Source organism: Pseudomonas sp. AC463 (genome assembly GCF_979253585.1).
In genome coordinates this window covers 1-18,440 of record NZ_CEEDDZ010000008.1, presented here as the reverse complement: position 1 = coordinate 18,440, position 18,440 = coordinate 1, and the positions used below count along the sequence as shown (strand labels likewise).

The window sequence follows — 18,440 nt, the reverse complement described above, 5'->3', positions numbered from 1 at the left end:
AGCGTTCTCCTTGAATTAACGGACAAAGTGTTCAGTTTCGACATACACCACCGCATCCCGGCGACGACCGCCAAAGGTTGCAGCGAAGCTGGCAAAGAAGGCACCAATCAACAGCGCTACAAAGGTCCACAGCGAGGCATACGCGGCGACTTTCGCAGCCGTGTCAGCCGCTTGCTTGGCTTTGAGCTTGGCGTCTTCAATAGCTTTACGGGCATCACCGTAGACCTTGTCGATACGCGCCTCGGCATCCGCCTGGCTGAGGTTGGTGCGCTGGCTGATCAACTGGGCCAGGTAGGTCCGGTCTTCAGCAGCGAGTTGGCCGTCGTTGCTCACGGTGCGGGCAAAAATGCGCGCCACTACCGCATGAGCCGCGTCATCGCTGACCGCCGCCGGGCGGTCGTCGCGGAACAGGCTGTCGACGTAATAGCCGAAGTCATCACCCTTCACGCCCTGCGCGGCAGTACCGGCCGCCTGGGCCACGCCCGAGGCTACGCTGGCACCGGCTTGCACGCCGCCACCGACCACACTGCTGACAGAACCGACTACCAGCGTCGCGGTAATCAGCGTCGCCACAGCCCAGGCGAGGAAGCCGTGGGCGGTGTCGCGAAAGTACACCTCATCGCCATGCATGTTGGCCCACTTCACCCGCAACCGACCGGCGATGTAACCGCCCAGCCCGGAAGCGACAATCTGTGTAAAGGCCAGCCAGATAATCGTGGAAATGCCAAGCCCTTTGGCGCTGATGCCACTGTTGGCCCACGGCGACACCGCCGAAAAGCCCAGGCCGAAGCCCAGCAACACCAGAATCAACGACAATGCTGCCGCAGCGGCAGCCCCGGCAAAGATCGCCCCCCAGGAAACCCCGGAGAGGGCGCTCGATTCTTGTAGCGTGGATGAGGATGTGATCATTGTTGTTGTGCTCCCGGCAGGAAAAATAGTGTTACAACTCTCAAAAGGGACAGTGCAGGCAGCGTGCCAGCCGGGCTAAAACTTAAATCCCTTATACTTCAACGCCTTAACTAAATTGAACTTACTTGAACCATGCAAGTTGCAAGAAATGACCGTAAAGGGCGGGCGTTATGCACTCCCCCTCCCACAAAGGCCCCCACTGGCCACACTAGCCACTGCCAGCCATGAAACTTGTGTCAGATTCGCCAACATGAAGTTTTATTTAGGAAGCGTTCAGGCAAACCTTGGCAAAATGTGCCCACTTCTAGTCTGAATCGCTCACCAGGTAATCCTATGACCCGTATTTTGACCATCGAGGATGACGCCGTAACAGCCCGCGAGATCGTCGCCGAGCTGAGTAGCCATGGACTGGATGTAGATTGGGTGGACAACGGCCGCGAAGGCCTGGTGCGTGCCGTGAGTGGTGACTATGACCTGATCACCCTCGACCGCATGCTGCCGGAACTCGATGGCCTGGCCATCGTCACCACCCTGCGCACCATCGGCGTGTCGACGCCGATCCTGATGATCAGCGCCCTCTCCGATGTGGACGAGCGCGTGCGCGGCCTGCGTGCCGGCGGTGATGACTACCTGACCAAGCCGTTCGCCTCGGATGAAATGGCGGCGCGCGTCGAGGTGCTGCTGCGGCGCAAAAGCACGGTCAAGGAATTCGAAACCGCGCTGCGCGTGGCCGACCTGGAGCTGAACCTGATCAGCCGCGAAGCCAGCCGCGCCGAACAGCCCCTGAGCCTGTTGCCCACCGAATACAAATTGCTCGAATTCCTGATGCGCAACACCGGGCAGATCCTCTCGCGGATGATGATCTTCGAGGAAGTCTGGGGTTATCACTTCGACCCTGGCACTAACCTGATCGACGTGCACATCGGCCGTCTGCGCAAGAAAATCGACCCGCCGGGCCTCACGCCGCTGATCCGCACGGTACGAGGTTCCGGTTATGTCATTGCTGAACCCCTCTAAGGGCTGGCGCTCCTCCAGCAGCCGCTTGCTGGCGCTGTACAGTTCGTTGTTCGTGGCCTGGAGCTGCATCCTCATGGGGGTGTTGTATTACGAAGTGTCCGGTTACCTGAGCGACCTGTCGCGCCATTCGCTGATGCAGCGCCAGCACCTGTTCCAGCATTTTGACGGCGAAGAACTGGTGGAAGCATTGACCACCAGCATGACCTTCGACATGAAGGGCGTGGACGCCTACGGGCTGTTCGATGAGCAGTTTCGCCCCTTGAGCGGCCCGATCCGCGCGATCCCACCGGACCTGCCGCTGGACGGCAAGATCCACGCCCTGGCCAATTGCGTCGACTCCGACGACCCCAAACTGCCCAAAGACAGCTGCGACGCCGTGGCCACCCACACCGAAGACGGCCGCTGGCTGGTGCTGGTGCGCGCCAACGGTTCGCTGTTTGGCGTAACGCGGATCATCTGGCACGCGCTGCTGTGGGCGCTGTCGCTGACCATCATCCCCGGTGCGGCCGGTTGGCATTTGTTGCGCCGACGCCCGTTGCGGCGGATTCGCGGGATCCAGGCCAGCGCCGAAGCCATCGTCGCCGGCGACCTCACCCACCGTTTGCCGCTGTCCAACCGGCGGGATGAACTGGACATGCTCGCGGCTATCGTCAACGCCATGCTCGACCGCATCGAGAAGCTGATGAACGAGGTCAAGGGCGTGTGCGACAACATCGCCCATGACCTGCGCACCCCGCTCACCCGTCTGCGCGCGCAGTTGTACCGCATCCGCCAGGAAGCCGAGGAAGATTCGGGCTACGCGGTGAAACTCGACGACGCGATTGCCGAGACCGACACCCTGATGGCGCGTTTTCGCGGGCTGTTGCGCATCTCCGAGCTGGAAGACCACCAACGCCGTTCCGGCTTCCTGGTGATGGACCCGCTGCCGCTGCTGCGCGAGCTGCATGACTTCTACCTGCCCCTGGCCGAAGAAGGTGAATTGCAGCTGCGCCTGGAAGTACCCGAATCGCTGCCGTGGATCACCGGCGACCGCGCGCTGTTGTTTGAAGCCCTGGCCAACCTGCTGAGCAACTCGATCAAGTTCTCCCCGCAGGGCGGCGAAGTGATTTTGCGCGGGCTCAACGATGCCGGCAGCACGCGCATCGAAGTGCACGACTCCGGGCCAGGCATACCGGCGGCGGAACGGGCTGCGGTGTTCCAGCGCTTCTATCGCGTGGATGAAGGCGACCAGCAAGGCGGGTTTGGCTTGGGCTTGTCGATTGTGGCGGCGATCATCAACTTGCACGGCTTCAAACTCGAAGTCGGCAGCAGCGAGCAAGGCGGCGCCAGCCTGATCCTCGAATGCCGCCAGCAGCTAATGCCCGAATAGCCCAAACACCACATAACAACTGTGGGAGGGGGCTTGCCCCCGATGAGGGTGTGTCAGCTGAGAAATCTATAGCTGACCCATCGCCATCGGGAGCAAGCCCCCTCCTACACTTGGTTTTGCATTGGCGGGTAGATCAAGCCGGGTAGTTGGCCCGCAGTGCCTCGAGGCCGCCGCTGTAGACGCCGGCAAACAGCTCTTCCACCGCCTGCTCCGTAGTCCCCGCCGCCGGGGTGAACACCCCAGACCAGGTCACCTTGGCCGACGACTCGCTCAAAGCCTCAACCTGCAACGTCGCCAGGTAAGCACTCACCGGAAACGGCGACTGCTCAATGGTGTAGCTATAACTGCGGCCTACGTTATCAAAGCTCTGCAGACGCTCCACCACCACACCGCCATCCGCCGTTTGCAGGTGACGCACGCGGCCGCCCTCGCTGGCCTCGCTCTTGACGATAAACGGCAGCCAATCCGGCAGGCTGTTGAAGCCGCCAACCAACTGCCAGACCTGATCGGCCGACACCGGAATTTCAATCACAGAAGACGCTGTTGCCACGATACATACTCCAGAACATTAAAAAGAATTCAGATCGCCATGCTGTCGACAACGCCGCCGTCGACCCGCAACGCCGCACCGGTGGTGGCAGACGACAGGGGTGAAGCAATGTACGCCACCAGGTTCGCCACTTCATCCACATTCGCCGCGCGCTGGATGATGGAGGTGGGCCGCGCATTGCGCACAAACACATCGGCCTCATCCCGCGCACTGCGCCCGGACTTGGCGGTGGCGTCTTTGAGCATTTGCTCCAGGCCATCGGTAAAGGTCGGCCCCGGCAGGATCGCATTGACCGTCACGCCCGTGCCCGCCAAGCGCTTGGCCAGGCCGTGGGACACCGCCAGGTTGGCGCTTTTGGTCACGCCGTAGTTGATCATGTCCGCCGGCGTCGCCACCCCGGATTCCGACGACAGGAAAATCACCCGTCCCCAGCCCTGCTCCACCATGCCCGGCGTGTAGAACCGCGCCAGGCGCACACCGGAGATCACATTGACCTCGTAGAAGCGCGTCCATTCGCTGTCGGGCGCTTCGAAGAAATCCACATCGTTGAAGATGCCCAGGTTGTTGACCAGGATATCGGCGCGCGGTTCGGCGGCGAACAGTTTCTCGGCGCCCTCAGCAGTGCCAAGGTCCGCCACCAGCCCACGCAGGTCGGCGCCCGGTACCGCCTGGCGAATGCTCGCCAGCGCGTCATCGACCTTGCCCGCTTCACGCCCGATCACCACCACCGTGGCGCCGGACTGGGCCAGGGCCTGGCTGATGCCCAGGCCGATCCCGGCCGTGCTGCCACTGACAATCGCCACTTTGCCGCTTACATCGATTTTCATAAGTACAACTCCTGAAATTAACGCGGCAGAGGTGCGCGGTCCGAAATCAAGCGGGCGTCACGCAGGGCCTGCCAGAAGGCTGCCGGAATCTGCTCTGACATCGCCGCGAGGTCTTCGGCAATTCGCCCCGGACGACTGGCACCGGGAATTACAGCAGCCACCGCCGGATGCGCCAGGGAAAATTGCAACGCCGCAGCTTTTACGCTCACGCCGAACGCCTGGGCAATCGCCTTGATCTGCTCGACCTTGCTGATGATCGCCGGGCTGGCCTGTTGGTATTCAAAGTGTGCGCCGCCGGCCAGGATGCCCGAGCTGTAGGGCCCGCCGACCACAATTTCGACATTCTGCGCCAGCGCCGCATCCATCAGGCGCTGCAATGCGCGCTCATGGTCCAGCAGGGTGTAGCGGCCGGCGAGCAGGAAGCCGTCGGGCTGGGCTTCGCTCAGGTCCAGGGTCAGCTCGCACGGCTCCACGCGGTTCACGCCCAGGCCCCAGGCCTTGATCACGCCTTCTTCACGCAGGCGGGTCAGCACTTTGAAGGCGCCGGTGCGGGCCTGGTTGAAGTATTCCAGCCACTGGTCGCCATAGAAGTCCTGGGCGATGTCGTGAATCCACACGATGTCCAGGCGATCGGTCTTCAGGCGCTCAAGGCTGTCTTCGATGGAGCGCAAGGTGGCGTCGGCGCTGTAGTCATTGAGCATCTTGTTGGGGCGGCCGTGTTCGAACACGCCGCTTTTTTCGCCGAGGTCGCGGGCGCTGTCTTCGACTTCATCGAGAATCACCCGGCCGACCTTGGTGCTGAGCACGTAGTCATCGCGGTTGTAGTTAGACAGGGCCTGGCCAAGGCGGATTTCCGCCAGGCCCGAGCCGTAGAACGGCGCGGTGTCGAAGTAGCGCACGCCGTGGTTCCAGGCAGCCTCAACGGTGGCCTGGGCTTCTGCTTCAGGGATAGCGCGGAACATGTTGCCCAGCGGTGCGGTGCCAAAGCCCAGCTGGCCGGGCAGTTTGTCTTTCAAGCTCATGGTGGATCCTCAATCGGTTGGTGGGTCTCGATGACCGTTGAGCAGATCCTAGATTGCGAAGATCAGACCGTCCAAGACATACTGCGACCAACTTGAGTCTCTACAGGTCTTACCATGATTGACCTTCGCCAGCTGCGCTACTTCGAAGTCGTCGCCGAAGAAGAACACGTCGGCCGCGCCGCCGAGCGCCTGCACATTTCCCAATCGCCCCTGAGCCGGCAGATCGCCCAGCTTGAGGAACGCCTGGGCCTGACCCTGTTCGAACGCAGCCAACAGCGCATTCGCCTGACCCGCGACGGCCAGACCTTCCTGGCCGAAACCAAGGCGCTGCTGACCCACGCCAATCGCCTGGAATCGTTGGGCAAGCGCCTGGGCCGGGGCGAAGAAGGCGGGCTGTGCATCGGTTACATCGAGAACGCCATGCACGCCGGGGTATTACCGAATGCCTTGCGCGTACTGCGCGATGACCGGCCTGGCGTGCATATCAAGCTGTACAACCTGCCCTCCCTCGAACAACTCGAAGGCCTGCGCCAACGCAGCCTGGACATCGCCCTGGTGAGTGAACCACCGGCCGCCGATGACCCGGACCTGATCGCGCAGCAAGTGCTGGACGACCCGATGCTGCTGGCGCTGCCGCAACACCACCCGCTGGCCCAGCAAACACAACTACTGCCTGAGCACCTCGCCGAGCAGCAGTGGATCGGCGTGCAACGCAAACCCGGCGCCAACCCCGCCGATGATTTTGTCGCCGCGTGCATTCGCGCCGGGTTCACCCCGCAGATCCCCATGGAAGCCGGCGAGCCGTTTACCGCGCTGGGCCTGGTGGCCTCCGGGTTGGGCGTGGCCATGGTGCAAAAGGGCCTGAGCCGCAATGCCCCGCCCGGCGTGGTGCTGCGTGAACTGCCGTGGCTGACCTACACCACGCCGCTGTGGGCGGCGTGGCATCGGGTCAACCTGCGCCCGCTGGTGGAAACCTTCAGGAAGGTGCTGACCGATCCTGCGCCTTGACCAGCCGTTGGTGGATACGGGTGGAATTGACGAACAGCGCAATCCCGATAAACACCAGGCTGATGGCAATCCCCTGCTCGTTGCGCAACTGTTCGTCAAAAAACAGGTACGAGGTCAGCAACCCGGACACCGGCACCATCAACGACAAGGGCGCAACCACCGAGGCCGGGTATTTCTTCATCAGGTTGTTCCAGATCCGGTACCCGACGATGGTGGTGACATAGCACTGGAACACAATCGAGAAGCCCGCGCCCCAGGTGAAGTCGGTGATCAGGTTGTACAAGGGTTCGGCGCCCTCGAACCACAGGGTCATCAGCAGCAGCACCGGGATGGAGAACAGGCTCGACCACACGATAAACGCCACCATGTCCTCAGGCTTGCGCACCTTGACGATCAGGTTGCACAGCGACCACGAAAACGCCGCCAGCAGCACCAGCACGATGCCCACGGTGGTCGAGACTTCATCCGACAGCTGCAGAATGATCACCAACCCTACCGCGCAGAACGTCATGCCCGCGCCCTGTATCCGGTTGATCGGCTCGGCCAGGAACCAGCGGCTCATCAGGATGGTGAAAAACGCACTGAACTGCAGGAACACCGAGGACATCCCCGCCGACAATCCGTGGTACATGGCCACGTTCACCACACCCCAGAGCCCGGTGCCAAACAGCACGCCGTAGGCGATCAAGGTGGCGTATGACACCTCTGGCGGGCGCTTGATAAACAACACCAGCGGCACCGCGCAGAAGGTGAACCGCAGCAGCGTCAACACAAACGGGTCGAGGGTTTGCAACCCCAGCCCGATCACCGAAAAGTTCGCGCCCCATATGGTCGTGACGGCCAGGCCGGCGAAGAGATCTGTTTTGCTCAATTGCATGGCGCGCCCCTTATGCCAGTGTCTTGGGCGCAATGCCGTAGTACACGAAGTTATCGAAGTCCTCATGGCGGTAGGTGTCGTGGCGCTCGTAGTAGTTGTAGACCACCGAGAGTTTTTGCTCAGTGACGGTCGGCTCGCTGTCGTGCAAGGTCTTGCGCCCCTGCATGATTAGCAGCGAGCCTTTTTTCGCGTAGATTCTGCGGTGTTCGATCCAGGGTTCTTTCTGACTCGGGTGGCTGCGTTCGATCTGCATGCGCAGCGGCGCTTCCTGGTTGGAGGTCAGGAACAGCAGCACCGTGATGCCATTGGTGTCGTAGTGCAGCCCAAGGGTGCCGCCGCCCGGGGGGTAGGCCTTGATATTGATATCCGACAGCGGGTACGGCGACACCACGGTGTCGGTGTGGGTGACCAGGCTCACCAGCGGCACCAGGCTGTGATAAATCGCCGGCAATTCCGGCAGGTACCAGCGGATGTCGTCGCCCTTGAAGATATGGTGGTTGTAGGCGCCGCCCAGATCGGAAACCGCGTCGGTACCGAGGCTTTGGTGGTTGACCAGATCAACCCCCTGCTCGTCGATAATGATGTTGACCCGTTCCGCCAGGGCGTCACACAGGTCATCAGGCACGATGCCGTCGATCACGGTCGCGAGGTTATAAAAGAAGTCATGCCGGTGTTTGTTGATGTCGAACATTTGCGCACTCCCTGTAAACAAGCAGGCGCCAAACCGGCGCCTGTTATAACGGGAGCGGAATTTACTAAAACGTTTCAGTGCCGGTAACTGACCGTACGGACAGTTGAATCGCCCGCGCAAAAGTGTTTATACAAAAGCCCTTAACCCTTTCCCATTGCGCCGGGCGTTGATTAAACCGCCCGATTAAACCAGCTCGCGCAAGCGGTACCACAACATCCCCAGCGCCAGCAGCGGTGAACGCAACGCCTTGCCGCCGGGAAAAGTCATGTGTGGCACCTGGCTGAAGATATCCAGGCCGCTGCTGGCACCTGCGTGAATGCCTTCGGCCAGCAGCTTTGCGCACCAATGGGTCACATTGAGCCCATGCCCGGAATAGCCTTGGGCATAGTAAACGTTGGGGTACTGCTTCAATCGCCCGACCTGGGGGAACCGGTTGGCGGTGATGCCGATCTTGCCGCCCCACTGGAACTCGATGGCGGTGTCGGCCAGCTGCGGGAACACCTTGAGCATTTTCGGCTGCATATACGCGGCGATGTCCTTCGGATCGCGCCCCGAGTAATGGCAGGCGCCGCCGAACAGCAGGCGGCGGTCGGCGGACAGCCGGTAGTAATCCAGTCCGACTTTCTGGTCGCACAGCGCCAGGTTCTGCGGGATCAACTGGTTGGCCACTTCAACCGGCAACGGCTCGCTGGCGATGATGTAGCTGCCCGCCGGCAGCACCTTGCCGCTCAAGCGCGGTTCGAGTTCTTCCAGGTGCGCATTGCAGGCCAGTACCAGGCTGGCCGCGCGCACGCTGCCGGTGGCGCAGCGCACCTGCACGCTGTCGCCGTGGATCAGCTCCAGCACCTCGGTGTGTTCAAAGATTCGCACGCCGAGAGACTCGGCCACTTGCGCCTCGCCCAGCACCAGGTTCAGCGGGTGCAAGTGCCCGGAGCCCATGTCCACCAGCGCCCCGGCATACGCCGTGGAGCCGACCACCTGCTGTATGTCCTGGGGGCCCACCAAGCGGGTTTCATGGGCATAGCCCAGGCGCGCCAGGCTTTCCTGCTCGCCCTTGAACGCGGCGAACTGCGCCGGGGTGTTGGCCAGTTCGGCAAACCCCCAGCGCAGGTCACAGTCGATGGCGTGCTCACAAATACGTTCGCCCACCAGCGCCACCGAGTCGATGCCGGCGCGCTCCAGGTAGGTCACGCCCTCCTCGCCCACATACTTGGCAAACCCCGAGACGTCATGGCCAATGCCGCGAATCAACTGCCCTCCGTTGCGCCCGCTGGCGCCCCAGCCGATGCGCCGGGCCTCCAGCAGGATCACCGAGAGCCCGCGCTGGGCCAGTTCAATGGCGGTGTTGACGCCGGTGAACCCGCCGCCAATCACGCACACATCGGCGCTCAGGCCGGCGTCCAGTGGCGGGCGCTGCGGCATCGCAGTGGCCGTGGCCCGGTAGTAGGACTGGGCGTGATCGAGGCTCATTTGTTGGTCTTCACTTTGCTCCACGCGCGGGTCATCAGGCGCATGGTCGCCGGGGTCGGCGTGGTGGAAATATACAGTTTGTCGAGCACTTCCTGAGGCGGGTACACCTCAGGGTTGTTGACCAGCTCCGGGTCCATAAAGGCCTTGGCCGCCGGGTTGGCGTTGGCATAGCCCACGGAGGCACTGACCTTGGCGATCACCTCGGGGTCGAGCAGGTAGTTGATGAACGCGTGGGCTTCTTTCGGGTTGCCGGCGTCGGCGGGGATCGCCAGCAGGTCGAACCACAGGTTGGAGCCTTCCTTGGGAATCGAATAGGCGATGTTCACGCCGTTCTTGGCTTCCTTGGCGCGGTTGGCGGCCTGGAACACGTCCCCGGAATACCCGAAGGCCACGCAGATATCACCGTTGGCCAGGTCCGAAATGTACTTGGAGGAATGGAAGTAGGTGATATACGGGCGCAGCGTCAGCAGCTTGGCTTCGGCCTGTTTGTAGTCCTCGGGGTTCTCGCTGCGTGGGTCCTTGCCCATGTAGTTGAGGATCGCCGGGAACAGCTCATCCGCCGAATCGAGAAAGGCCACGCCGCACTGGTTGAGCTTCTTGATGTTCTCCGGCTCGAACAGCACCGCCCACGAATCGATATGGTCGATGCCCAGCACCTGCTTGACCTTGTCGACGTTATAACCAATGCCATTGGTGCCCCACAGGTACGGCACCGAGTGCGCATTGCCGGGGTCGTTTTTCTCCAGCAGTTTGAGCAGCTTGGGGTCGAGGTTCTTGAAGTTGGGCAACTGCGCGCGGTCGAGCTTGAGGAAAGCGCCGGCCTTCACCTGCCGCGCCAGAAAGTGGTTGGACGGCACCACCACGTCATACCCGGTGCGGCCCGCCAGCAGCTTGCCCTCCAGGGTTTCGTTGGAGTCGAACACGTCGTAGATCACTTTGATGCCGGTCTTGGCCTGGAAGTCGGCCAAGGTGGTCTCGCCGATGTAGTCGGTCCAGTTGTAGACGCTGACCGTCGGCGCGGCCTGGCTGGCACTGCTGAATGCGGCCACCAGGGCCAGCGGGAGAAGCTTGTTCACAAGACGCATATCGACACCCCTTTGAGTTTTTTTAGACGCTCAACAGCAGGAACTCACGCTCCCAGGAACTGATCACCCGCTTGAAATTCTCGTGCTCGGCGCGCTTGACCGCCACGTAGCCGCGCACAAACTTGTCGCCCAGGTAGTGCTTGACCGTGTCACAATCCTCCATGCGCGCCAGGGCGTCTTCGAGGGTCAGCGGCAGGCGCAGGTTGCGCCGCTCGTAGGCGCGGCCTTCGACGGCGGCGCTGGGTTCGATGTGCTCGACCATGCCCAGGTAGCCACACAGCAGACTAGCGGCAATTGCCAGATAGGGATTGGCATCCGCGCCCGGCAAGCGGTTTTCCACGCGCATGGCCTCCGGGCTGGAGGTAGGCACGCGCAGGCCGACGGTGCGATTCTCTTCGCCCCACTCGACGTTGACCGGCGCCGAGGTGTCCGGCAAAAAGCGCCGGAACGAGTTCACGTTTGGGGCAAACATCGGCAGCAGCTTGGGGATGTAGGTTTGCAGGCCGCCGATGTGGTGCAGGAACAGCTGGCTCATGTTGCCGTCGGCATCGACAAACACCGGTTTGCCGGTGGCGATGTCCACCACGCTCTGGTGCAGGTGCATGGCGCTGCCCGGCTCGTCGGCCACCGGTTTGGCCATGAAGGTGGCGGCTACGTTGTGCTTGAGCGCCGCTTCGCGCAGGGTGCGTTTGAACACGGTGATCTGGTCGGCCAGGTCGAGGGCGTCGCCGTGGCGGAAGTTGATTTCCATCTGCGCCGGGCCGTCTTCGTGGATCAGCGTGTCGAGGTCCAGGCCCTGCAGTTCGCACCAGTCGTAGACGTCTTCGAACAGCGGGTCGAACTCGTTGGCGGCGTCGATGGAAAACGACTGGCGCCCGGTTTCGGCACGACCGGAGCGGCCTACCGGGGTCTTCAACGGCAAGTCCGGGTCTTCGCAGCGCTGGGTCAGGTAGAACTCCATTTCCGGTGCGACAATCGGCTGCCAGCCCTTGTCGGTGTACAGCTGCAAGACTTTTTTCAACACGTTGCGCGGCGACAGTTCGATGGGGTTGCCGTGCTTGTCGAAGGTGTCGTGGATCACGATGGCGGTGGGCTCGATGGCCCACGGCACCACATAGGTGGCGTTGGACACCGGGCGGCAGATCATGTCGATGTCGGCCGGGTCGAGCAGGTCGTAGTAGATATCGTCGTCGACAAAGTCCCCGGTTACCGTTTGCAGCAACACACTTTCCGGCAGGCGCATGCCTCGCTCATGCAGGAACTTGTTGGTGGGCGCAATCTTGCCGCGTGCGATGCCAGTCAAATCACTGATCACGCATTCGACTTCGGTAATCTTGTGTTCTTTCAGCCAGGTGGAGAGCTGATCGAAGGGGGCGTTCATAAGGACCTCGTCATGGGTGGGATGCCACGCCGGCTTGTACTGGCGGCGCATTGAGGTCTATCTTGGGCCAGCCTTGAAGCGGCATCTATCCACTTTGCACCAACCACAACGCACCAATAGAGTGCGCCCAGGTTACCCATGACACAGGCAGCAGCTTTGCGCGTACAGGCCTTCACCACCGGTGATGTGGCCGCTCAATGCAGTGCGACACCCGGCTGGGTGCAGCAGTACCAGCAGATGTCCCCGGGGCATTTTGCCGGGCAGATCCGTTACCTCGACCTGCACGGCGTGCAGGTGTACGAAGAGTGCATGAACACCCGCGTGGAGCAGCACTTCAACGCGCCGCCAGGCTCGCTGGCGTTCTGTTTCGATGGCAGCGACAACGCGCTGTATATGCTCAATGGCGAAAGCCGCAATACCTGGATCACCCCGGAAAACTACCGTGAAGTGGCGGTGGTGTTCGGCCCGCAGTTTGTGCAGCGCCAGGGGTTGGACGTGGCCAAACTCGAAGGACTGTTCATGGCGCCATTGACCTGCCAACAGAACGCGCTCTTCACCCGCTGGCTCAGCGGCACCCTGACGCGCTTGTCCACGGTGCCTGACCCGGTTTCCCTCACTCAGCAACTGCTCGACGACTGCCTGTTTATCCTCGACAACGCCTGCGTGTGCCTGGACCGCAGCTCACTGCAAAAGCGCAGCGATGAACGCCGGTTGATGGCGCGCATTGGCGAGTGGTCTGCGGATGCGCCGGATGAAACCGTCAACCTGCTGGAACTGGCGCAGATCGCCGGCGTGCCGCTGCGCCAGTTGCAGCAAGGCTTCAAGACCTACACTGGGATGAGCCCGGCGCAGTGGTTGCGGTTGCGGCGGCTGAATGGGGCGCGGCGCGAATTGTTAAGTGGCGCGGGCACAACCGTGGCCGAGGTGGCGATGAACTGGTCGTTCTGGCATCTGGGGCGGTTTTCCAATAGTTACCGGGCGCTGTTCAAGGAACTGCCCAGCGAAACCCTCAAGCGTTCACTTTGAAATGCAGTTAACACTGTGGGAGGGGCTTGCCCCCGATGAGGGTGGGCCAGCTACAGATTCATCAACTGGCACAGCGCAATCGGGGGCAAGCCCCTACCCCATCGAATGCTTGTAAAAATGTGCACTTGTGCCTAGCTTATGCGCCCCCCGCCCTGCGCTTTAAGGCCCTGCCCACATGGTTTTGCGTTTTCGTCCCGTCGTCACTTCACGTTTCGCCCTCGGCCTGCTGCTCAGCGGCGGTATCGGCAACAGCCTTGCGGCAGGGATCGAACTGCCGGCGGTGAAGGTTCAGGGCCAGGACGAATCCGGCTACCGCGCCGACACCGCCTCGGTGGGCGGCTTCACTGAAGCACCGCTGCTCGACACCCCGGCCTCAATCACGGTGCTCAACGCTGCGCTGATCAAGGACCAGCAAGCGCGCCTGCTCAGTGAAGTGCTGCGCAACGACGCCTCCGTCGGCGACAGCTACGCACCCATCGGCTACTACGAAAACTTTGTGGTGCGCGGCTTTTCGCTGAACGCGGCCAGCAGCTACAAGATCAACGGGCGCACCATCACCGGCGAGCAAAACGTTGCACTGGAAAACAAGGAGCAAGTCGAAGTGCTCAAGGGCCTGGCCGGCCTGCAAAGCGGGATTTCCGAGCCCAGCGGCGTGATCAACTACGTGACCAAGCGGCCGCAGGACGTGCGCTCGGTCACCGTGTCCAGCGACGATCGCGGCAGCGGCTACATCGCCACCGACGTCGGCGGCTGGTTTGGCAGCGAGCAGCAATTCGGCCTGCGCGCCAACGTCGCCCATGAAGACCTCAATTCCTACGTGGAACACGCCAATGGCCAGCGCGATTTCGTGTCCCTGGCCTTCGACTGGAACATCAGCCCCGACGCCGTGCTGCAAGTGGACGCCGAATACCAGAACAAGCAACAGCGCTCGGTGCCCGGTTACCAGTTGCTCGGTGGCACTGAGGTGCCCCATGACGCCTCGCCGAAAAAGCTGCTGGGGCATCAGAGCGGTTCCAAACAGGTGGGCATCGACTCGCTGAACCTCAACGGCAAGTTTGAATACCGCTTCAGCGACCAGTGGAAAGGCAGCGTCAGCGCGGCGCGCAGCAAGGTGGTGATAGACGATTACAGTTCGTTTGCCTATGGCTGCTTTTACGTGACCGGTTGCGGCACCGCGACCTTCGGCCCAACGGGTGACTATGACGTCTATGATTACCGCAGCCCTGACGACACCCGTCGCGACGACGAACTGCAGGCGGCCATGACCGGGCTGTTCAATACTGGCAACCTGGGCCATGAACTGACCTTTGGCACCAGCGCATTTCGCCGGGTGATCGACAAACGCTCGTCGGTCAACGAATACATCGGCAGTACTAATATCAACGTCGACGCCCCGACCTTCACTCCCACCGATGTGCCGCTGAACGACAAACACCGGCGCCTGGACAGCCGCCAGTACGGCCTCTTTGTCACCGACCGCATCCGCTTCAACGAGCAATGGCAGACCATCCTCGGTGGCCGCGAAGTACGTCTGGATGAAAAAGCCTTCGATAAGGACGGCGAGCAGGAACGCCATACACAGAAATACGCGTTTCTGCCCCAAGCATCGTTGATCTACAAACCGGTGGAAAACGTGTCGCTGTACACCAGCTACAGCAAAGGCCTCTCGTTGGGCGGTGAGGCGCCGTGGACGACCACGAATGACGGCGAAACCCTCGCCCCGACCACCTCCCGCCAAATCGAAGCCGGGGTGAAATACGACTGGCGCCGCATCAGTTTTGCCGCCGCCGTGTTCCAGACTCGCCAGGCTTACCAGTACGCCAAGCCCGACAGCGCGGGACTCTTCACCTACGTGCAACAGGGCGAGCAGAAAAACACCGGCCTGGAGCTGTCGGCCAACGGCTGGGCCACAGAACGCCTGCAGATCGCCACCAGCGTGGCGGCGATCCGCGCTCGGGTGACCGGCAGTGACACCCCGGAATACGAAGGCCACCAGGCTATCAACGTGCCCAAGCTGCGTGCCAGCTTGTACGCCGACTACGCCCTGCCGTGGGTGAACGGCCTGGCGGTGCTCGGCGGAGTGCAATACAGCGCCAAGAAGACCGCCAATCGCAGCGGGAATGTGGAGGTGGGCGATTATGCGGTGGTCAATGTCGGCGGCCGCTACACCACCAGGGTCGACGGCTACGAGACGGTGTTTCGCCTGAGCGTCGACAACCTGTTCGACAAGCGCTACTGGCGCGACGCGGGCGAATACATGGGCGATGACTACCTGTTCCAGGGCGCACCACTGACAGCGCGACTGAGTGCTTCGGTCAATTTCTGAACAGGTACGGCGCTGCTGACAACAGCGCCAGCGTTAAGTATTTCAACAAAAACACCCTTTAAAACGACAATACATATTTATACAAACTCAACTATCTGCCCCCGCCCCCCGCCACACTCGCTCGAAACAAATAATCATAAAAACCCGGTAGCGCCCACACTTCACACCCGTACACTCCCCCAACTTGAAGAAAGGCAGAATGCACACACCCTACCAATTGTAAATAAATACGGAACCCATTAAGAATGCTGGCAACCTACAACTCTACCCACTTCCCGAACACACTCACCCTCAACACCAGCGAGCGCCCACCCCAGCATCTTGATCGGATCGAAACAACACTGGCCAACGCCAAAAAGAATGGCTTGGATATCAAACAGACAAACTTGCCCCACGGCACCACAATCGATCCTGACCTGAGTTTCTCATTTACGTATAACGCACAAAAAAAACAGTGGCAAAGTGGGGGTAAGCACGTCAGCTACCTGACACCTTTCAGAATCGGCTATAACATTCCAAGCACACAACCTCCCATCACCTTCGTCAACGTTACAAGCCACAACTGGCTCCCTGCTATAAATCTTCCCAAAGAGGCTAACAATAATGACGTCATCGTTCTTAGTTCATCTGCCAGCTACGACACAAGAATAACCGGAGACAATCTACGGTCTGCCTTGCCCCTGACGTTGAAACAGGGTGAGCAGCAGGTTTTCCGCTATTCCACCTCGCACCATGGCTGGACCCGTGAGCAAGCCGAGCCATCCACAACAATCGACCCCGTAAAACCCGAGATCTCCAAGTTAAATCAACCACTGACGATCGCGTTGAAGGGGGCCAAAACGGTTGTTTCGTTTAATGGCGCGGGCGTGCCAGGCACCGTGAAACTTCCCTCACATGCCAATGATCGCGACAGGGTTTTCATCAATTCAACGTCCCGCCAGACCGTCAACGTGGATAGTTCAAACATGAACAATGCGGGCGCAATTAAAGTCGCAGCCGGCCAAAACTATGAATTCATGTACATCGCTGAAGATAAAAAATGGGAAGTACTTAACGCCCCGCTCTCTCGTTACACAACACGTCAACTGATTGACGGCAGGGTGCCTGCGCTCACCACCCCTAAAACAATCATCGACATCCCCAAAGACAATTGGAAAGACACGCTACAGTTACCGTCGAATTCAACGCCTGGCAGTCGAGTCGTCGTCAAGTCCGATTCCGCTCGTTCTGTCACTATAAAAGCGGATCCGACCGACCACACCATTAAGCCAGGTGAGATCATCGCCTTCAAAGTTGACAGCGATAATAAATGGACGAGGGAAACCGTCACCATTGATCTTTTATTGCTATATAGCGACAAGGCACGAAACTTACTCGGGACGGGGAATATGAAAGCCCGCCTGACTGACGGTTTGAACCTGACGAATGAAGCCTTGGAAAACTCCCGTGCAAACTTCAGATTTCGCAGCACCGACATCCGGGAAGTGCCCGCAGAAGCACATTGGAAAAAACTCATTGATCCATTAACTGCACTGAAAGATGACCCTACCGTGCAGGGTTGGAGAGACGAACTCAAGGCCGACGGCATTTATTATGAAGGGACGGAAAACGATTTGGGGGGGCAAGGCTATCTAAAAGCCGACGCTCGCCATATGGCAGCAGTCGGCAGTATTTACTCTTCGACCCGCGTCATGCGTCATGAGCTGGGCCATAACATGGGAATTAGCCACGGTGGCGAAAGCACCTCCTACGACCAGGGCTACTCTGACCTGGGAACGATCATGGGGGGCAACGACATTGGATTTTACTCCACACCCAATCGATATACGCGCGATGGGCGAGCCCTGGGTATCAAGAACAAGATTGACGCAGTACGTGCGATGAACGAGTTCTCTGCCACCGTCGCAAACTACCGGTAAGACTGAATCGTGAATGCGCCAGCGGCAGAAGTCCTGACGGTGAGCGGCGTCTTGCAACAGCGCGAGCCCTTCACCGCCCAGGTTAGATATTGGCCAAGCTTACTTCGGCATTTTGCGGAAACCTACCGCCAGACGGTTCCAGCTGTTGATGGTGGCGATGGCCACGCTCAGGTCGACCTGTTCCTGGGCACTGAACTCGGCGGCCAGCGCGTTGAAGTCTTCATCCGGCGCGTGGGTGTGGCTGATCAGGGTCAGGCTTTCGGCCCAGGCCAATGCGGCGCGTTCACGTGGGGTGAAGAACGGGGTTTCACGCCAGGCTGACACGGTGTAGAGGCGACGCTCGGTTTCACCGCCTTTGCGGGCGTCGGCGGTGTGCATGTCGAGGCAGAAAGCGCAGCCATTGATCTGCGAAACGCGCAGGCGTACCAGTTCGAGCAATGGCAGTTCGATGGAGAGTTTACCGACGGCGGCTTCCAGGGCGAGCATGGCTTTCATGGCGTCTGGGGAGGCGGTGTAGAAGTCTGTGCGGGTTTGCATGAGGATGCTCCAGAGTGGTTGGGGTTGGTGGCTAGGTTAGTCACCAGGGGGGGCTGGAGGAATATCCAATTTGGGGGAAGACGGGGTGACCAATGTGGTGGGGTTGGGGTTGTGTGCATATCCGTTGTTTGGGTAACGGCGGATTATGATTCCGCCCTTACGGCGGCTCACTTTGGAAAAGCCCCAAAGTAAGCAAAGGGCTCTTGCCCCAACACTCGCCACCTCGCTTAGGCTCGGTGTGCCCGAACGAAGGCTTGAATCCGCGGGCCGCCGCAATGGGCCATCCTTGGCCCAGCGCGGCTAACCCGGCGTCCTGCCGGGTTACCCACGGATTCAAGCCTGCGTTCGCCCAGCGTGTTTAACGGGGCGCCTAAGATCAAGATCAAGATCAAAAGCGCAGATCAAGAGAGCGCTGACTTCGTCAGC

General features: G+C 60.6%; 16 protein-coding genes. 6 read left to right on the top strand and 10 right to left on the bottom strand.

Annotation, left to right across the window (positions count from 1 at the left end; all coding sequences use genetic code 11):
• Positions 1 to 15: 15 nt before the first annotated feature.
• Positions 16 to 909, bottom strand: coding sequence for a hypothetical protein (locus AC0IYH_RS11800; RefSeq protein WP_116630470.1), 894 nt, complete (start codon positions 907 to 909; stop codon positions 16 to 18).
• Positions 910 to 1,242: 333 nt separating this feature from the next.
• On the opposite strand from AC0IYH_RS11800, the gene AC0IYH_RS11795 reads away from it, so the two are divergent.
• Positions 1,243 to 1,926 carry a response regulator transcription factor gene (locus AC0IYH_RS11795; protein WP_003219726.1) on the top strand — a complete coding sequence of 228 codons (684 nt, stop codon included), beginning with the start codon at positions 1,243 to 1,245 and terminating at the stop codon, positions 1,924 to 1,926.
• Positions 1,904 to 3,295: a sensor histidine kinase gene (locus AC0IYH_RS11790; protein ID WP_471834455.1), complete on the top strand. Its 1,392-nt coding sequence runs from the start codon at positions 1,904 to 1,906 to the stop codon at positions 3,293 to 3,295. The genes AC0IYH_RS11795 and AC0IYH_RS11790 overlap by 23 nt, the downstream gene beginning before the upstream one ends.
• A 133-nt stretch (positions 3,296 to 3,428) precedes the next feature.
• Here the strand turns inward: AC0IYH_RS11790 and AC0IYH_RS11785 are convergent, their stop codons facing one another.
• From AC0IYH_RS11785 to AC0IYH_RS11775, 3 genes are read right to left on the bottom strand one after another with little or no spacing between them, the layout of a single operon-like run.
• Positions 3,429 to 3,845 carry an SRPBCC family protein gene (locus AC0IYH_RS11785; RefSeq protein WP_116630468.1) on the bottom strand — a complete coding sequence of 139 codons (417 nt, stop codon included), beginning with the start codon at positions 3,843 to 3,845 and terminating at the stop codon, positions 3,429 to 3,431.
• Between the two features lie 29 nt (positions 3,846 to 3,874).
• A complete protein-coding gene (locus tag AC0IYH_RS11780; RefSeq protein ID WP_116630467.1) occupies positions 3,875 to 4,672 on the bottom strand; it encodes an SDR family oxidoreductase in 798 nt (265 codons plus the stop codon).
• 17 nt (positions 4,673 to 4,689) lie between these two features.
• Positions 4,690 to 5,694 carry an aldo/keto reductase gene (locus AC0IYH_RS11775; RefSeq protein ID WP_471834453.1) on the bottom strand — a complete coding sequence of 335 codons (1,005 nt, stop codon included), beginning with the start codon at positions 5,692 to 5,694 and terminating at the stop codon, positions 4,690 to 4,692.
• 114 nt (positions 5,695 to 5,808) lie between these two features.
• Between AC0IYH_RS11775 and AC0IYH_RS11770 the strand changes: the two genes are divergently transcribed.
• Positions 5,809 to 6,702, top strand: coding sequence for a LysR substrate-binding domain-containing protein (locus AC0IYH_RS11770; protein ID WP_471834451.1), 894 nt, complete (start codon positions 5,809 to 5,811; stop codon positions 6,700 to 6,702).
• Here AC0IYH_RS11770 and AC0IYH_RS11765 read toward each other — a convergent pair.
• The 5 genes from AC0IYH_RS11765 to AC0IYH_RS11745 all read right to left on the bottom strand — a co-directional run bounded on the left by AC0IYH_RS11765 (position 6,671) and on the right by AC0IYH_RS11745 (position 12,206).
• Positions 6,671 to 7,579 (bottom strand): EamA family transporter, encoded by a 909-nt coding sequence (locus AC0IYH_RS11765; protein ID WP_471834450.1) that lies wholly within the window; start codon positions 7,577 to 7,579, stop codon positions 6,671 to 6,673. The genes AC0IYH_RS11770 and AC0IYH_RS11765 overlap by 32 nt on opposite strands.
• Before the next feature lie 10 nt (positions 7,580 to 7,589).
• Positions 7,590 to 8,270 carry a hypothetical protein gene (locus AC0IYH_RS11760; RefSeq protein ID WP_116630463.1) on the bottom strand — a complete coding sequence of 227 codons (681 nt, stop codon included), beginning with the start codon at positions 8,268 to 8,270 and terminating at the stop codon, positions 7,590 to 7,592.
• Between the two features lie 183 nt (positions 8,271 to 8,453).
• Positions 8,454 to 9,740 carry an NAD(P)/FAD-dependent oxidoreductase gene (locus AC0IYH_RS11755; RefSeq protein WP_471834448.1) on the bottom strand — a complete coding sequence of 429 codons (1,287 nt, stop codon included), beginning with the start codon at positions 9,738 to 9,740 and terminating at the stop codon, positions 8,454 to 8,456.
• A complete protein-coding gene (locus AC0IYH_RS11750) occupies positions 9,737 to 10,825 on the bottom strand; it encodes a polyamine ABC transporter substrate-binding protein (RefSeq protein WP_116630461.1) in 1,089 nt (362 codons plus the stop codon). The genes AC0IYH_RS11755 and AC0IYH_RS11750 overlap by 4 nt, the downstream gene beginning before the upstream one ends.
• Positions 10,826 to 10,847: 22 nt before the next feature.
• A complete protein-coding gene (locus AC0IYH_RS11745) occupies positions 10,848 to 12,206 on the bottom strand; it encodes a glutamine synthetase family protein (protein WP_471834446.1) in 1,359 nt (452 codons plus the stop codon).
• A gap of 138 nt (positions 12,207 to 12,344) precedes the next feature.
• Here AC0IYH_RS11745 and AC0IYH_RS11740 point away from each other — a divergent pair, with 138 nt between their 5' ends.
• From AC0IYH_RS11740 to AC0IYH_RS11730, 3 genes are all read left to right on the top strand, one after another.
• Entirely contained in the window at positions 12,345 to 13,232 is an 888-nt protein-coding gene (locus AC0IYH_RS11740; protein WP_471834444.1) for a helix-turn-helix domain-containing protein, read from the top strand.
• A 175-nt stretch (positions 13,233 to 13,407) separates the two neighbouring features.
• On the top strand, positions 13,408 to 15,558 hold the full coding sequence (locus tag AC0IYH_RS11735) for a TonB-dependent siderophore receptor (protein ID WP_471834442.1): 2,151 nt from the start codon (positions 13,408 to 13,410) through the stop codon (positions 15,556 to 15,558).
• 245 nt (positions 15,559 to 15,803) lie between these two features.
• A complete protein-coding gene (locus AC0IYH_RS11730) occupies positions 15,804 to 17,477 on the top strand; it encodes a hypothetical protein (RefSeq protein ID WP_471834440.1) in 1,674 nt (557 codons plus the stop codon).
• A gap of 99 nt (positions 17,478 to 17,576) precedes the next feature.
• Here AC0IYH_RS11730 and AC0IYH_RS11725 read toward each other — a convergent pair whose 3' ends face one another.
• Positions 17,577 to 18,014 (bottom strand): carboxymuconolactone decarboxylase family protein, encoded by a 438-nt coding sequence (locus AC0IYH_RS11725; protein WP_078048013.1) that lies wholly within the window; start codon positions 18,012 to 18,014, stop codon positions 17,577 to 17,579.
• Between the last annotated feature and the right edge of the window lie 426 nt (positions 18,015 to 18,440).

Coding starts and splice junctions, on each gene's coding strand:
- AC0IYH_RS11800 (WP_116630470.1), bottom strand. CDS start 909: ATGATCACATCCTCATCCACGCTACAAGAATCGAGCGCCCTCTCCGGG.
- AC0IYH_RS11795 (WP_003219726.1), top strand. CDS start 1,243: ATGACCCGTATTTTGACCATCGAGGATGACGCCGTAACAGCCCGCGAG.
- AC0IYH_RS11790 (WP_471834455.1), top strand. CDS start 1,904: ATGTCATTGCTGAACCCCTCTAAGGGCTGGCGCTCCTCCAGCAGCCGC.
- AC0IYH_RS11780 (WP_116630467.1), bottom strand. CDS start 4,672: ATGAAAATCGATGTAAGCGGCAAAGTGGCGATTGTCAGTGGCAGCACG.
- AC0IYH_RS11775 (WP_471834453.1), bottom strand. CDS start 5,694: ATGAGCTTGAAAGACAAACTGCCCGGCCAGCTGGGCTTTGGCACCGCA.
- AC0IYH_RS11770 (WP_471834451.1), top strand. CDS start 5,809: ATGATTGACCTTCGCCAGCTGCGCTACTTCGAAGTCGTCGCCGAAGAA.
- AC0IYH_RS11765 (WP_471834450.1), bottom strand. CDS start 7,579: ATGCAATTGAGCAAAACAGATCTCTTCGCCGGCCTGGCCGTCACGACC.
- AC0IYH_RS11760 (WP_116630463.1), bottom strand. CDS start 8,270: ATGTTCGACATCAACAAACACCGGCATGACTTCTTTTATAACCTCGCG.
- AC0IYH_RS11755 (WP_471834448.1), bottom strand. CDS start 9,740: ATGAGCCTCGATCACGCCCAGTCCTACTACCGGGCCACGGCCACTGCG.
- AC0IYH_RS11750 (WP_116630461.1), bottom strand. CDS start 10,825: ATGCGTCTTGTGAACAAGCTTCTCCCGCTGGCCCTGGTGGCCGCATTC.
- AC0IYH_RS11745 (WP_471834446.1), bottom strand. CDS start 12,206: ATGAACGCCCCCTTCGATCAGCTCTCCACCTGGCTGAAAGAACACAAG.
- AC0IYH_RS11740 (WP_471834444.1), top strand. CDS start 12,345: ATGACACAGGCAGCAGCTTTGCGCGTACAGGCCTTCACCACCGGTGAT.
- AC0IYH_RS11735 (WP_471834442.1), top strand. CDS start 13,408: ATGGTTTTGCGTTTTCGTCCCGTCGTCACTTCACGTTTCGCCCTCGGC.
- AC0IYH_RS11730 (WP_471834440.1), top strand. CDS start 15,804: ATGCTGGCAACCTACAACTCTACCCACTTCCCGAACACACTCACCCTC.
- AC0IYH_RS11725 (WP_078048013.1), bottom strand. CDS start 18,014: ATGCAAACCCGCACAGACTTCTACACCGCCTCCCCAGACGCCATGAAA.